This is a genomic window from Bradyrhizobium sp. 187 (assembly GCF_023101005.1).
Taxonomy (GTDB): Bacteria; Pseudomonadota; Alphaproteobacteria; order Rhizobiales; family Xanthobacteraceae; genus Bradyrhizobium; species Bradyrhizobium canariense_D.
Genome location: NZ_CP064693.1, coordinates 3,734,770 through 3,748,884 on the forward strand (window position 1 = coordinate 3,734,770; position 14,115 = coordinate 3,748,884).

Here is a 14,115-nt window from a genome sequence, read left to right on the forward strand (position 1 = left end):
GTTTCCACCAGGCACGCTGCGCCCGCGGGCTGGCCGAAAGGCCGCTGTCGTTAATAACAGAACACAGAAGAGTCCCGTCAACCCCTTGACCCGGCAGGCCAGTCGTTCTGTTATCGCAGGTGCTATTCAGTCGCCGCATGTTGAGGGGCCTGCCGCGACCTTCGATCCATCGCCTGACCGGACCAAGCGCCACAGCCGTAACGGCGGGCGCCTGTCGGCGGGGATTAAGGCAGGGCCTCCCGGGATCGGCGGGTGATCGGCAAGGATTTCCAGCATGACTCTTGCAGGGCTGGTCTTGAGACGGCTAGCCCTGGCAGAGGCGATCGCAAAGACAACGTTCCTGACCTTGAGACGACTTTGAAAGGCCCAAAGCCCATGAAACGCGTAACCCTGGCTCTCGCTCTCGCCGCCGGCCTGACTGCCCAAGCCGCCGATGCGCAAACGCTCAAGACCGTCAAGGACCGCGGCATGCTGTCCTGCGGTGTCAGCCAGGGCCTGCCCGGCTTCTCCTCGCCGGACGACAAGGGCAACTGGACCGGGCTTGATGTCGACGTCTGCCGCGCGATCGCCGGGGCGATCTTCAACGATCCGACCAAGGTCAAATACGTGCCGCTCTCCGCCAAGGACCGTTTCACGGCGCTGCAATCCGGCGAAGTCGACGTGCTGTCGCGCAACACCACCTGGACCATCTCGCGCGACACCTCGCTCGGCGCCAACTTCACCGGCGTGACCTATTATGACGGGCAGGGCTTCATGGTGAAGAAGTCGCTCAAGGTGAACTCGGCGCTCGAGCTCAACAGCGCGTCGGTCTGCGTCCAGACCGGCACCACGACCGAGCAGAATCTCGCCGACTACTTCAAGGCCAACAACATGAAGTACGAGGTGATCGCGTTCGGCACCAACGACGAAACGGTCAAGGCCTACGAGGCCGGGCGCTGCGACGTCTTCACCACCGACCAGTCGGGCCTGTACGCCAACCGCCTGAAGCTTGCCAATCCCGGCGATCACATGGTGCTCCCGGAAATCATCTCGAAGGAGCCGCTCGGTCCGATGGTGCGCCACGGCGACGACCAATGGTTCGACATCGTGAAATGGACGCTGTTTGCCATGATCACCGCCGAAGAGCTCGGCGTGACCGCGAAAAACGTCGACGAAAAGGCGAAAGGGGAAAATCCTGAACTGAAGCGCGTTCTGGGTACCGATGGCAATTTCGGTGAACAGCTCGGCATAAGCAAGGATTGGGTGGTGCGCATCGTGAAGGCCGTCGGCAATTACGGCGAAGTGTTCGACCGCAATGTCGGCGCAGGCTCGCCGCTCGGTATCAATCGGGGTCTCAACAATCTCTGGAACAAGGGCGGTCTCCAATACGCCCCGCCGATCCGCTGATCCGGCCTGACCCGCGCTCGCGGCGATGAGCATCGAGGCTCGCAAACCCCCGCCCCAGATCGCGCTGAAGATCAGGCGGGTGCTGGGGGGCAAGACAGGCTGGAACGGCATCGCCGTCCAGTTTGCCTTCGCTGCGATCCTGGGCTGGATTGCCTATGAAATCGTCTCCAACGCCCGCGCCAACCTCGAGAACCAGCATATTGCCGCCGGCTTCGGCTTCCTCGCGAACAACGCCGGTTTCGACGTCAATCAGACGCTGATCTCGTATACCGGCTCGGACACGTTCCTGCGCGTATTCCTGGTCGGGCTCCTCAACACGCTCGTGGTCTCGGTGGTGGGCGTTGTGTTCGCCACCTTGATCGGCTTCATCGTCGCGCTGTGCCGGCTGTCGCCCAACTGGCTGCTCGCGCGCATTGGCGAAATTTATGTCGAGATCATCCGCAACTTGCCGCTGCTATTCCAGATCCTGTTCTGGTACCTGGCGGTGCTCGCGGCCTTGCCCAATCCACGACAGAGCATTTCGCTGCTCGGCATAGCTTTCGTCAGCAATCGCGGTCTCGTCATTCCCCGCCCGATCGGCGAGAGCGGCTTCGAGGCGTTTCTGGCGGTGCTGGCCCTCGGCATTGTGGCTTCGGTGGCGTTGCGCATCCATGCGCGCCGGGCGCTGTTCGAGCGGGGTCAGGTGATCCGGATCTGGCCCTATCTGCTGGGCCTGCTGTTCGGACTGCCGCTCGTCACCATGCTGGTAGCGGGTCTGCCCTTCAGCTTCGAGCTGCCGCAGCTCAAGGGTTTCAATTTCGCCGGTGGCTCGCGGATCATCCCGGAGTTCGTGGCGCTCACGTTGGCCTTGTCGACCTATACGGCCGCCTTCATTGCCGAGATCGTGCGCGCGGGCATCCTCTCCGTCCACAGCGGACAGATGGAGGCGGGATCGTCGCTGGGCCTGAGCCGCGGCACCACGCTGCGCTTGGTCGTCGTGCCGCAGGCGATGCGCGTCATCGTTCCGCCGCTGACCAACCAGTACCTCAATCTCACCAAGAATTCGTCGCTGGCCGTCGCGATCGGCTATCCCGACCTCGTCTCCGTGTTCGCCGGCACGTCGCTGAGCCAGACCGGGCAGGCCATCGAGATCATCGCCATGACGATGGGCGTGTATCTCCTGATCTCGCTGATCACCAGCGCCGTCATGAGCGTCTACGGTTGGCGCGTCAGCCGGAGTCTCGGCGCATGAGCGATATCACCTCGTCCAGTTTCGTTCGCCGGGATCTTCTGGATGAGCGTCCCGCGCCGGTGAAGACCACGGGCTTCGTCGGCCTGGTGCGGACGCGCCTGTTCAACTCGCCGACCAACATCCTGCTCACGATCGTCGGCGCCTTGCTGCTCTGGTTCACCATCATTCCTTCCGTCAAATTCCTGATGGTCGATGCAGTCTGGACCGGCAAGGATCGCACGGCCTGCCTCGCCGAGAACGCCGGCTTTACGGTCGGCGCCTGCTGGCCCTACATCCAGGCCAAGCTGCCGCAACTGATCTACGGCTTCTACCCCGAAGCCGAACGCTGGCGGGTCAACCTCACGCTCGTGTTGTCAGTAGTCCTGTTGGTGCCGTTGCTCATTCCGCGACTGCCGTCGAAAGGATTGAACGCTGGCCTGTTCTTCCTTGCGTTTCCGGTGGTCGCATTCTTTCTGCTGCATGGCGGCGGCATCAAGGGATTTGGCCTGAGCTGGACCGCTGACCTGCTGCAATTGTTCGACGACAGCATCATCGGCGCTGGGCAGGCTCTGCTCGGTCTCGGCAAGACCTCCTCTGCCGCACCGCTGTTGTGGGTCGTCGGCAATGTCATCGTGCTCGTGGGTACCGCGATCTACTGGCTGATCTTTCCGCTGACCTGGCTGCGTGACCAGTTGCAGGGGACAGGCCAGTCGGTCTGGGCCGATTTCGCCATCACTGCCGCGATCGTCTCACTGATCGCCTTCGTTCTCGGCGGCGGCCTCCGCACCGGGGGGCGGGCCCTCACATCCAGCATCGTCACCTTCGCCGCCATCGCAATCGTGATCAAGCTGATGGGGCTCGATCACGGCGGACTGCCGATCGTGCAGACGAACCTGTGGGGCGGACTTCTGGTGACGCTGGTGGTCTCCGTCACCGGCATCGTCACCTCGCTGCCGATCGGCATTGCGCTGGCGCTTGGCCGCCGCTCGACCATTCCGCTGATCCGGATCTTCTCGATCGCCTTCATCGAGTTCTGGCGCGGCGTGCCGCTGATCACCGTGCTGTTCTTTGCCACCTACATGCTGCCGCTGTTTCTGCCGGGCAATTTCACGGTCGATGGTCTCGTGCGTGCGCTGATTGGAATCTCTCTGTTCACGGGCGCCTATCAGGCCGAGAACGTCCGCGGCGGGCTGGCTGCGATCCCGCGCGGGCAGGGCGAGGCGGCCGCGGCATTGGGGCTGTCCTGGTGGAAGACGACCTCGCTGATCGTGCTGCCGCAGGCGCTACGCCACGTCATTCCGAACCTCGTCAACAGCTTCATCTCGCTGTTCAAGGACACTTCGCTGGTCTCGATCGTGGCGCTGTTCGATCTCCTCGGCTCGCTGCGGGCGTCGTTCTCGGATCCGAAATGGTCGTCGCCATCGACCGCTTTCACAGGGTTCGCCTTCGCCGGGATCATCTACTTCATCTTCTGCTTTGGAATGTCACGCTACTCGCTCTTCGTTGAGCACCGCCTCAACGCTCACCGCCGCAACTGATCGAGGTCACCATGTCCGACCCCATCGTCAAGATTTCCGGCCTGAACAAATGGTACGGCGAGTTTCACGTGCTGCGCGACATCGACCTTACGGTCGAGAAGGGCGAGCGCATCGTGATCTGCGGCCCCTCCGGCTCGGGCAAGTCGACGCTGATCCGCTGTATCAACGCGCTCGAGGAGTTTCAGGAAGGCGAGATCGTCGTTGACGGCATCGAGCTCGGGCCGAACCTCAAGCACGTCGATGCGGTGCGGCGCGAAGTCGGCATGGTGTTCCAGAGCTTCAACCTGTTTCCGCACCTGTCCGTGCTGGACAATTGCACGCTGGCGCCGATCTGGGTGCGCAACATCCCCAAGAAGGACGCCGAGGCTGCGGCGATGAAGTTTCTGGAGCGGGTCAAGATCCCGCACCAGGCCAACAAGTTTCCGGGACAGATGTCCGGCGGTCAGCAGCAGCGCGTCGCGATCGCCCGCGCGCTGACGATGAACCCGAAGGTGATGCTGTTCGACGAGCCGACCTCGGCGCTCGACCCCGAAATGGTCAAGGAGGTGCTGGACACCATGGTCGACCTTGCCGAGGAGGGCATGACCATGCTGGTGGTCACCCACGAGATGGGCTTTGCCCGCGAGGTCGCCAACCGCGTGGTGTTCATGGACGCGGGCCAGATCATCGAAGCCAACACGCCCAACGAGTTCTTCGCGGCCCCACAGCACGCCCGAACAAAACTGTTCCTGAGCCAGATCCTGCGCTGAGCACCTGCAATCCGGTGGCGTCGCGGGTCTAACCGGCCCGCCAGCTTGGCACCATGCGAATCGGCCAAGCTCTTTTCGGGCCATCCTCCGGAGAGAGACTTTGCAGAGCAGCGCCGGCGCGCGCGCATTCCAGAACGCGCGATTGCAAAAGAAATTGAAGAAGCAGGCGGACGCACTCATGTCCGCCGCGGTTCAGGCACTCGGCCAAGGCAGATACGCGGAGGTCGAGACACTCTGCCGCCGGATTTTGACGGAGGTTCCGGATCATTTCGACGCCGCGCACTTGCTCGGTCTGCGCGCGTATGATGGCGGGCGGCTCGATGAGGCGCAACAACTGCTCGAGCGCGCGACCGTGCTCGATCCGCGTTCGCCCGATGCCCATGGTAATCTCGGGGCGGTGTATTTCACCCTCCAGAAGTTTCAGGAGGCTCGCGCATGCCAGGAGAAGGCCGTTGCGCTGAAGCCGAATTCTCCGATCGCCTTGACCAATCTCGGCAATACGCTGCTGCACATGGGCCTCGCCGAGCAGGCTATCGAGCTGCACGATCGCGCTATCAGGCTGAAGCCGGACTATGCCGATGCATTTTGCAATCGGGGCATGGCGGAGCTGATCGAAGGCCAGTCCCAGCGCGCCAAGGAGAGTTTCGATCGCGCCCTCGCGTTTCAACCGCGTCACGCGGAAGCGATCGCAGGCAGGGGCATGGTATGCATCGAGCTCCGGCACTACGAAGAGGCGGCCGCGGCGATCGCGGCAGGGCTCGCGATCAAGCCGGATTCGCCGAAGATTCTGGCGCAGCGCGGACGGCTCAATCTCGATCTGTTGCGGCTGGAGCAGGCGCTCGCGGACTTTGATGCGGCGCTGGCGCTTTCGCCGAGGCTCGAAGTGGCCTTGCAGGGAAAGGCGCAAGTCAACCTTGTCAAGGGCAACACGGCCGAGGCGATTGCGGCCGTCGAGACCTTGCTGGAGGAAAATCCGCGGTCCGACATCGGAATTGCGCTCCTGGCTTCCTGCTATGCGAGCCAGGGAGACATCGCGACGGCGCTCGAACATCTCGACGCCGGGCTGGCAATGGCGCCTGATTATGCGGACTTGATCGGGCGCAAGATATTCTTCCTGGACTATCTCCCGGAGGCCGATTTTTCGGTTCAGCAGGCTGCGCGAAAACAATGGTGGGACGCGATCGGCGCCAAATTGGCGCAAAGGGCGTTGGCGCCCCGCACGCTTGATCCGGACAAGCGGATTTTGATCGGATATGTCGCTTCCGAATTGAGGAACCACTCGGCAGCGTTCGCTCTGTTGCCGGTGCTGCGCCATCATGATCATGCCAGGTTCGAGATCGTCTGCTATTCGTGCTCGCCGGTAAGAGATGAGATGACCGCCGCATTCAGGTCCTCGGCGGACGTCTGGGTCGACGCCTGGCAGATGTCGGACGACGAACTGGCCGATCGCATTCAGGCCGACAAGGTCGATATCCTGATCGACGTATCCGGGCACACGACCGGCAACAGGCTCCATGTCTTCGCCCGCAAGCCGGCCCCGATCCAGGTCTCGGGGTTTGGTCACGCCACGGGCACGGGCCTTCAGACCATGGACTACGTGCTCGCGGATCCCGTCTTCATTCCGCAATCGGCGCGCCATCTGCTGGCTGAAAAGGTCTACGACCTGCCGTGCCTGATCACGATCGATCCCATTTTGGATCTACCTGCATCGGAGCCGCCCATGCTCCGCAACGGCCATGTCACCTTCGGCGTGTTCAACCGCATCTACAAGATCTCGGACGAGGCCATCCGGGTGTGGTCGAAATTGATGCGCGAAGTGACCGGTTCGAAGATCATCGTCAAACATACCCTGCTTGACGATCCCATGTTGCGCGACAATTTGGTCGCGCGGTTCGTGGCACAGGGCGTTGCCGAGGAGAATGTCACCTGCCTGGGCTCGTCGCCGCGCCCCGAGCACCTGCGGGCCTTTGCGAACGTCGACATATCGCTCGACACGTTCCCGCAAAATGGCGGCGTCAGCACCTGGGAATCGCTCTATGCCGGCGTTCCGGTCGTGGCCAAGCTCGGCAACGGCGCCTCGTCGCGTGCCGGTGGTTCGATCGTGGCTGCGGTCGGTCTCGACGACTGGATCGCGCAGGACGACGAGGGCTATGCCGCGATCGCCTGCAAATATGCGGCGCAGCCGGCGTATCTGGCGAGGTTGCGCAGCGGCTTGCCGGCCCGAATCGCAGCGTCCCCCGCCGGCAATGTCGAAATCTACACGCGCGAGGTCGAAGCGGGCTATCGCCAGTTCTGGCGCGACTACTGTGCCGCGGCTGTCGAAGGCAGCGAGGTTGCGTAGGGGACCGGCAGCGCCGGGCCGCTGAGCCCCGGGAAATCCCGGGGGTGTCACCGTGCCAGCTGACCGGCAGGTCGGGCTTGCGAATCAGTTAGACTCTGCCCCGGGCCATCTTCCGGAGAGACACCTTGCAGAGCAGCGGCGGCGCGCGCGCATTCCAGAACGCGCGATTGCAGAAGAAATTGATGAAGCAGGCGGACGCCGTCCTCTCCGCCGCGGCTACCGCCTATGGCCAGGGCCGATATGCTGAGACTGAAGCACTCTGCCGGGAGATCCTTAAAGCGCTGCCCGATCATGTCGACGCTCTGCACCTGCTCGGCATGTGCGCGCATGACGGCCGGCGCCTGGAGGAGGCGCAACAGCTGCTCAAGCGCGTGATTGTGCTCGATCCGCGCCTGCACGATGCCCATAACAACCTCGCGACCGTGCATTTCGATCTCGGCAATTACGAGGAGGCGCGGCGGTGCCAGGAGAGGGCCATCGCGCTAAAGCCGAATTTTGCGGTCGCGCTGACCAACCTCGGCAACACGCTGATGCATCTGGGGCAGTACGAACAGGCGCTCGAGCTGCATGAGCGCGCCATCAAGATCAAGCCGGATTATGCCGACGCGTTCTGCAATCGCGGTATGGTCGAGATTGTGCTTGGACAGATCATGCGCGCCAAGGAAAGCTTCGACCGCGCCCTGCTGTTTCAGCCCCGTCACGCCGAGGCTATCGTCGGCAGCGGCATGGTCAGCATGGAGCTGCGGCACCACGACGAGGCGGCCGCCAAATTTGCCATGGCGCTGGCGATCAAGCCCGGCTCGCCGAGGATCGTGGCCCAACGCGGGCGGCTCAGTTACGAGTTGCAGCGCCTGGAGCCCGCGCTTGCGGATTTCGAGGCGGCGCTTGCGATCTCGCCCAAGCTCGAGCTGGCGCTACGCGGCAAGGCCCAGGCCTGCCTCGTCATTGGAAAGACCGCGCAGGCGATGGCAGCCGCAACGGCCCTGATCGAGCAAAATCCGCGCTCCGAGGTGGGGCTGGCGCTGATGGGCTTCTCTTATTCGAACCAGGGGGACATGGACGCAGCGATCGAGTATCTCGATCGCGCGCTGGCAGTCCGGCCGGACTATGGGGATGCGATCAGAGGAAAGATCTTCCTGGAGGACTACCGCGCCGAGGCCGATTTCGTGGTCCAGCAGGCGGTGCGAAAATCCTGGTGGGACCAGATCGGCTCCAAGCAGCCGCGAAGGGAGTTGCCGAAGCGGCCGCTGGACCCGGAAAAGCGGATCGTGGTCGGCTATGTCGCTGCCGAATTCCGGCAGCACTCCGCGGGGCTCACGCTGCTGCCAGTGCTGCGCCATCATGATCACACTAAATTTGAAATCATCTGCTACTACTCATGGCCGGGCGCGGACGAGTACACCGCCATGTTCAAATCATTGGCCGACGTCTGGGTCGATGCCTGGGGGCTTTCGGACGACGAACTCGCCGATCGTATCCAAGCCGACAATGTCGACATCCTGATCGACGTTTCGGGCCACACGACCGGTAACAGGCTGCAGTGTTTTGCGCGTAAGCCGGCCCCGATCCAGGCCACTGGCTTCGGACACGCGACGGGCACAGGCATGCCGATTATGGACTACGTGCTCGCGGATCCCATTTTCATTCCGCCGTCGGTTCGGAATCTGTTTGCCGAGAAAATCTACGATCTGCCGTGTCTGATCACCATGGAGCCTGTCTCGGATCTGGCGCCTTCGGAGCTGCCGATGCTCCGCAACGGCTACGTCACCTTCGGCGTGTTCAACCGCATCTACAAAATATCGGATGATGCGATCCGTGTGTGGTCGCGCATCATGCGGGAGCTGCCGGGATCGAAGATCGTCCTCAAGCATGGTCTGCTCGATGATCCCCTGCTGCGCGCTAGCCTGGTCGCGCGCTTCCTGGCGCAGGGCGTTACCGAGGAGAACATCACCTGCCTCGGCACCACCTCGCGCGACGACCATCTGGTGGCTTTCGCCCAGGTCGATATGTCCCTCGACACGTTCCCGCAAAATGGCGGCATCAGCACCTGGGAATCTCTCTACAAGGGCGTTCCCGTCGTGGCCAAGCTCGGCATCGGGGCCTCCTCGCGTGCCGGCGCCTCTATCGTGACTGCCGTCGGCCTCGGCGACTGGGTGGCCGAGGATGACGATGGTTATGTCGAGATCGCTCGCAGGTTTGCGTCGCAGCCCGATTATCTGGCGAAATTGCGCGCGGATTTGCCCGCCCGGATCGCGGCTTCGCCCGCCGGAAATGTCGAGACCTACACGCGGGAGCTCGAGGCGGGTTACCGAAAGTTCTGGCGCGACTATTGTGCCGCCGCCGCGGATAACGCTGACGTTGCGTAGGCGAGGCCCGGGTTGGGCACCGGCATCTTCCGGGGGATTGCCGGGCCGCCTAAACCGGCGGCTCTGGCCGCGAATCAGCTAGAATCGTCTCGGACATCCTCCGGAGAGAATCCTTGCAGAGCAGCGGCGCCGGCGCGCGCGCGTTCCAGAACGCGCGATTGCAGAAGAAATTGAAGAAGCAGGCGGACGCGATCATTTCGACCGCGAATGCGGCCTATGGCCAGGGCCGGTATGCGGAGACCGAGGCGCTCTGCCGCCAGATCCTGAATGAACTTCCGGAGCATTTCGGCGCCTTGCACCTGCTTGGCTTGGGCGCGTTCGCGAGCCGACACTTCGAGGCAGCGAAACAGGCCCTCAAATATGCCGTGACGGTCGACCCACGCTCGGCACAGGCTTTTTCCGATTTGGGAGCCACGCATTTCGCACTTGGGGAATATGAGGACGCGCGTACGTCCCTGGAGAGAGCCATCGCGTTGAAGCCCAGCTTACCGATGGCCTTGGCCAATCTCGGAAATACCTTGTTGCATCTAAACCGTGTCGAGCAGGCTATCGAAATGTACGATCGCGCGATCGGGCTGAAGCCCGATCATGCCGATGCGCTTTGCAATCGCGGCCTGGCAGAGCTCGCGCTGCGCCAGCTTGATCGCGCCAAACAGAGCTTCGAGCGCGCACTGTTGTTTCAGCCGCGAAACGTCGAGGCGCTCGTCGGCAAAGGTTTGGTCAATATCGAGCTCAAAAACTTCGACGAGGCCAAAGGCGCGCTGGAGGCGGCGCTCGCGATCAGGCCAGGCTCGGCGAAAATCCTGGCGAACCGTGGACGGCTCAATCTTGAGACGTCGAGGTTGGAACAGGCGGCGGCGGATTTCGACGCGGCCCTTGCGCTTGCGCCCAAGCTCGAGGTGGCCTTGCAGGGGAAGGCACAAGTCGCGCTCGCCATGGGAAACACGGCGCAAGCGATTTTAGCCTGCACCATGTTGCTGGAGGAATATCCAAGCTCAGCGATCGCGATGGCGCTGCTGAGCGCTTGTTTTGCAAATCAGGGAGAGATCGCGTCGGCGATCGAGCTTCTCGATGCGGCGCTGGCCATTGTGCCGGATGCATCCTTGATCGGCCGGAAGATCTTCTTCCTCGACTATCTCTCCGAGGCCGATTTCGCGGTTCAGCAGGCCGCACGAAAGCAGTGGTGGGACGCGATCGGCTCGAAGTTGCCGCGAAGGACTCTTGCCCCCCGGCAGCTTGATCCCGACAGGCGGATCGTGGTCGGCTATGTTGCTGCCGAGTTTTGGCATCACTCGGCGGCGTTCGCTCTGTTGCCGGTGCTGCGCCATCATGATCACGCCAGGTTTGAGATCGTCTGCTATTCGTGCTCGCCGGTAAGAGATGAGATGACCGCCGCATTTAGGTCCTCGGCGGATGTCTGGGTCGACGCCTGGCAGATGTCGGATGACGAGTTGGCCGATCGCATCCAGGCCGACAAGGTCGATATCCTGATCGACGTATCCGGGCACACGACCGGCAACAGGCTCCATGTCTTCGCCCGCAAGCCGGCCCCGATCCAAGTCTCCGGGTTTGGTCACGCCACGGGCACGGGCCTTCAGACCATGGACTACGTGCTCGCGGATCCGGTCTTCATTCCGCAATCGGCGCGCCATCTGCTGGCTGAAAAGGTCTACGACCTGCCGTGCCTGATCACGATCGATCCCATTTTGGATCTACCTGCATCGGAGCCGCCCATGCTCCGCAACGGCCATGTCACCTTCGGCGTGTTCAACCGCATCTACAAGATCTCAGACGAGGCCATCGGGGTGTGGTCGAAAGTGATGCGCGAGGTGACGGGTTCGAAGATCATCATCAAGCATACTCTGCTTGACGATCCCATGTTGCGCGACAATCTGGTCGCGCGGTTCGTGGCACAGGGCGTTGCCGAGGAGAATGTCACCTGCCTGGGCTCGTCGCCGCGCCCCGAGCACCTGCGGGCGTTTGCGAACGTCGACATATCGCTCGACACATTCCCGCAAAACGGCGGCGTCAGCACCTGGGAATCGCTCTATGCGGGCGTTCCGGTCGTGGCCAAGCTTGGCAACGGCGCCTCGTCGCGTGCCGGTGGTTCGATCGTGGCTGCGGTCGGTCTCGACGACTGGGTCGCCGAGGACGACGAGGGCTATGCCGCGATCGCCTGCAAATATGCGGCGCAGCCGGCGTATCTGGCGAGGTTGCGCAGCGACTTGCCGGCCCGGATCGCAGCGTCTCCCGCCGGCAATGTCGAAATCTACACGCGCAAGGTCGAAGCGGGCTATCGCCAGTTCTGGCGCGACTATTGTGCCGCGGCTGTCGAAGGCAGCGGGGGCGCCTGACCCTGCCGGTTGGGGCGTAGCCTCGAATTGCGCCGGCCACCTTAGTCCTCCGGAAACCATGCGGCGCTGCGCGACCGTGCCGGTTCATGGCTCCGAAAGCTATCTCTGGGCATGTGGCGCCAAAAGGGTGCGCCAATGCTCGGTTTCGTCTTCGGCTTGAACGCCCGGCTCGGGCGATTGCATTTCTTCCTCGCGACGGTCGCGCTTGCGATCGTGATGACGGCGATCTGCTTTGCAATCGCAATGGCCGTGCTGAACAACACCTCGCCCGGCGCGATCCGACCCGAAGACCTCACCAAGAGCTGGGCGATGATCGCCGCGATCGTGTTCTTCGGAGTTGCGACCCTCACGCTGCAATCGATGCGCATCCGCGACATCGGCTGGGATCCGGTCTGCGTGGTGCCTGCCTGGTTCGCGCTCATGATCGTCGACCATGTCGTCGCGGGCCGGTTTCCGGCCTGGGCGATCGGGGAGGAGCACCAGGCAACGGCGGTCGGCGCGCTCGTCAACCTCGCGCTGATGCTCGCGCTCATGTTCTGGCCGAGCGGCGACAGCGAGGGCTCCTACGGCGCTCCCCTCCCGCCGCGCACACGCGCGAACAAGCCTTCGCTATCGAACGAGCGCCTCGCGCGGGTGTCGCAGGGATCGTCTCGCTCGAACTGGAGCTAGACGGCCGGCTTCCGGAACGTTCTAGACGAACGGCAGCTTGATGTTGCTGCGCTTCTCCAGCCATTCAGGCACAGGAAGGCTCTTGGCGCGCATGAAGTCCGCATTGAACAGCTTCGACTGGTAACGGCTGCCGGAATCGCAAAGCACGGTGACGATCGTCTTGCCGGGCCCGAGCTGTTTTGCGAGACGCATCGCGCCGGCAACGTTGATGCCGGTCGAGCCGCCGAGGCACAGGCCTTCGTGCTGGAGCAGTTCGTAGATCACCGTGACTGCTTCCGCATCGGGAATGAGATAGGCGTCATCGACCTTTGCGCTCTCGACGATTGCGGTCGCCCGGTTGAGGCCGATGCCCTCGGTGATCGAGCCGCCCGGCGTCGCCTTGGCATCGCCCGTTCTGAAATATTCATACATGCCGGCGCCGTGCGGGTCGGCGCAGGCGATCCTGACGTCCTTGCTCTTCTCTTTCAGGAAGCGGCTGGTGCCGGCCAGCGTGCCGCCGCTGCCGACGGAGCAGACGAAGCCGTCGATCTTGCCGCCGGTCTGCTCCCAGATCTCGGGACCTGTGGACTCGTAATGCGCCTTCGCATTGTCGAGGTTGTTCCACTGGTCGGCGAACAGCACGCCGTTCGGCTCCGTCTTGCGCAGCTCGTCGGCAAGACGGCGGCCGACATGCTGGTAATTGTTCGGATTGGAATAGGGCAGGGCCGGCGATTCCAGCAGCTCGGCGCCGCACAGCTTCAGAAAATCCTTCTTCTCCTGGCTCTGCGTCTCCGGGATCACGATCAGCGTGCGGTAGCCGCGGGCGCTGGCCACGACCGCAAGACCGATGCCGGTATTGCCGGCGGTCGATTCCACGACGAGACCGCCGGGCTTGAGCTGGCCGCGCTTCTCGGCCTCGAGGATCATCCATTTGCCGGCGCGATCCTTCACCGACTGGCCGGGATTCATGAATTCGGCCTTGCCCAGGATGGTGCAGCCGGTCAGTTCGGAAGCGCGCTTGAGCTTGATCAGCGGGGTGTTGCCGATGGCTTCGACAACGTCGTTTTTGATGGTCATGTCAGGGGAAATCACTGGCAAGGGGTTGATTAGGTTGGCCAGAACCTAGTGCTTGAAATGCCAAAGGGGAAGGCTTTTGCGCTGCGGCGAAACCCGCGAAAATCCCCGTAAGCAGTGAAAATTTGGAAGGAGAGATCGCCGCTGCTGCTGTGCTACGCCGCGGGATATCGGTAGGAGGATGTGGCCGGCTTCTGCCAAAACATGGAAGATAAGGGTCGTCGCCAGCGCACCCTCCATTGGATGTCAGCCGTCGCCGTCGAAGAGTGCGGATAGTACGCGGGAGGCGGTCAAGATATCGGCACGACGAACGCTTATTCGTTTTCCGATAATGGACAACCTCGCGAAAGTGGCCAGGCCCGGTTTCGCGGCCGGACTGAAGCCGCATCGCGAGCGGTGCAGGCGGATTGGAGGGGGTTGGCGTCGGTGTGGCGGCAGTATCACATGAA

General features: G+C 62.8%; 9 protein-coding genes. 8 read left to right on the forward strand and 1 reads right to left on the reverse strand.

Annotation, left to right across the window (positions count from 1 at the left end; genetic code table 11):
• Nucleotides 1–375 precede the first annotated feature (375 nt).
• The 8 genes from IVB19_RS17845 to IVB19_RS17880 all read left to right on the forward strand — a co-directional run bounded on the left by IVB19_RS17845 (nt 376) and on the right by IVB19_RS17880 (nt 12,613).
• A complete protein-coding gene (locus IVB19_RS17845) occupies nt 376–1,386 on the forward strand; it encodes an amino acid ABC transporter substrate-binding protein (RefSeq protein WP_247821645.1) in 1,011 nt (336 codons plus the stop codon).
• Between the two features lie 25 nt (nt 1,387–1,411).
• A complete protein-coding gene (locus IVB19_RS17850) occupies nt 1,412–2,617 on the forward strand; it encodes an amino acid ABC transporter permease (protein ID WP_018457789.1) in 1,206 nt (401 codons plus the stop codon).
• Complete coding sequence (locus IVB19_RS17855; protein ID WP_018457790.1) at nt 2,614–4,134, forward strand: amino acid ABC transporter permease; 1,521 nt, start codon at nt 2,614–2,616, stop codon at nt 4,132–4,134. Before IVB19_RS17850 ends, IVB19_RS17855 begins: the two co-directional genes overlap by 4 nt.
• An 11-nt stretch (nt 4,135–4,145) precedes the next feature.
• On the forward strand, nt 4,146–4,883 hold the full coding sequence (locus IVB19_RS17860; protein WP_018457791.1) for an amino acid ABC transporter ATP-binding protein: 738 nt from the start codon (nt 4,146–4,148) through the stop codon (nt 4,881–4,883).
• Nucleotides 4,884–4,983: 100 nt separating this feature from the next.
• On the forward strand, nt 4,984–7,224 hold the full coding sequence (locus tag IVB19_RS17865) for a tetratricopeptide repeat protein (RefSeq protein ID WP_018457792.1): 2,241 nt from the start codon (nt 4,984–4,986) through the stop codon (nt 7,222–7,224).
• Between the two features lie 125 nt (nt 7,225–7,349).
• Nucleotides 7,350–9,590: an O-linked N-acetylglucosamine transferase, SPINDLY family protein gene (locus IVB19_RS17870; RefSeq protein ID WP_247338013.1), complete on the forward strand. Its 2,241-nt coding sequence runs from the start codon at nt 7,350–7,352 to the stop codon at nt 9,588–9,590.
• A 113-nt stretch (nt 9,591–9,703) separates the two neighbouring features.
• The gene (locus tag IVB19_RS17875; protein WP_018457794.1) at nt 9,704–11,944 is read left to right on the forward strand and encodes an O-linked N-acetylglucosamine transferase, SPINDLY family protein; all 2,241 of its coding nucleotides are present in this window, start codon (nt 9,704–9,706) and stop codon (nt 11,942–11,944) included.
• A gap of 135 nt (nt 11,945–12,079) precedes the next feature.
• The gene (locus IVB19_RS17880) at nt 12,080–12,613 is read left to right on the forward strand and encodes a DUF805 domain-containing protein (RefSeq protein ID WP_018457795.1); all 534 of its coding nucleotides are present in this window, start codon (nt 12,080–12,082) and stop codon (nt 12,611–12,613) included.
• Between the two features lie 21 nt (nt 12,614–12,634).
• Here IVB19_RS17880 and IVB19_RS17885 read toward each other — a convergent pair whose 3' ends face one another.
• Nucleotides 12,635–13,669, reverse strand: coding sequence for a cysteine synthase A (locus IVB19_RS17885; protein ID WP_204511168.1), 1,035 nt, complete (start codon nt 13,667–13,669; stop codon nt 12,635–12,637).
• Between the last annotated feature and the right edge of the window lie 446 nt (nt 13,670–14,115).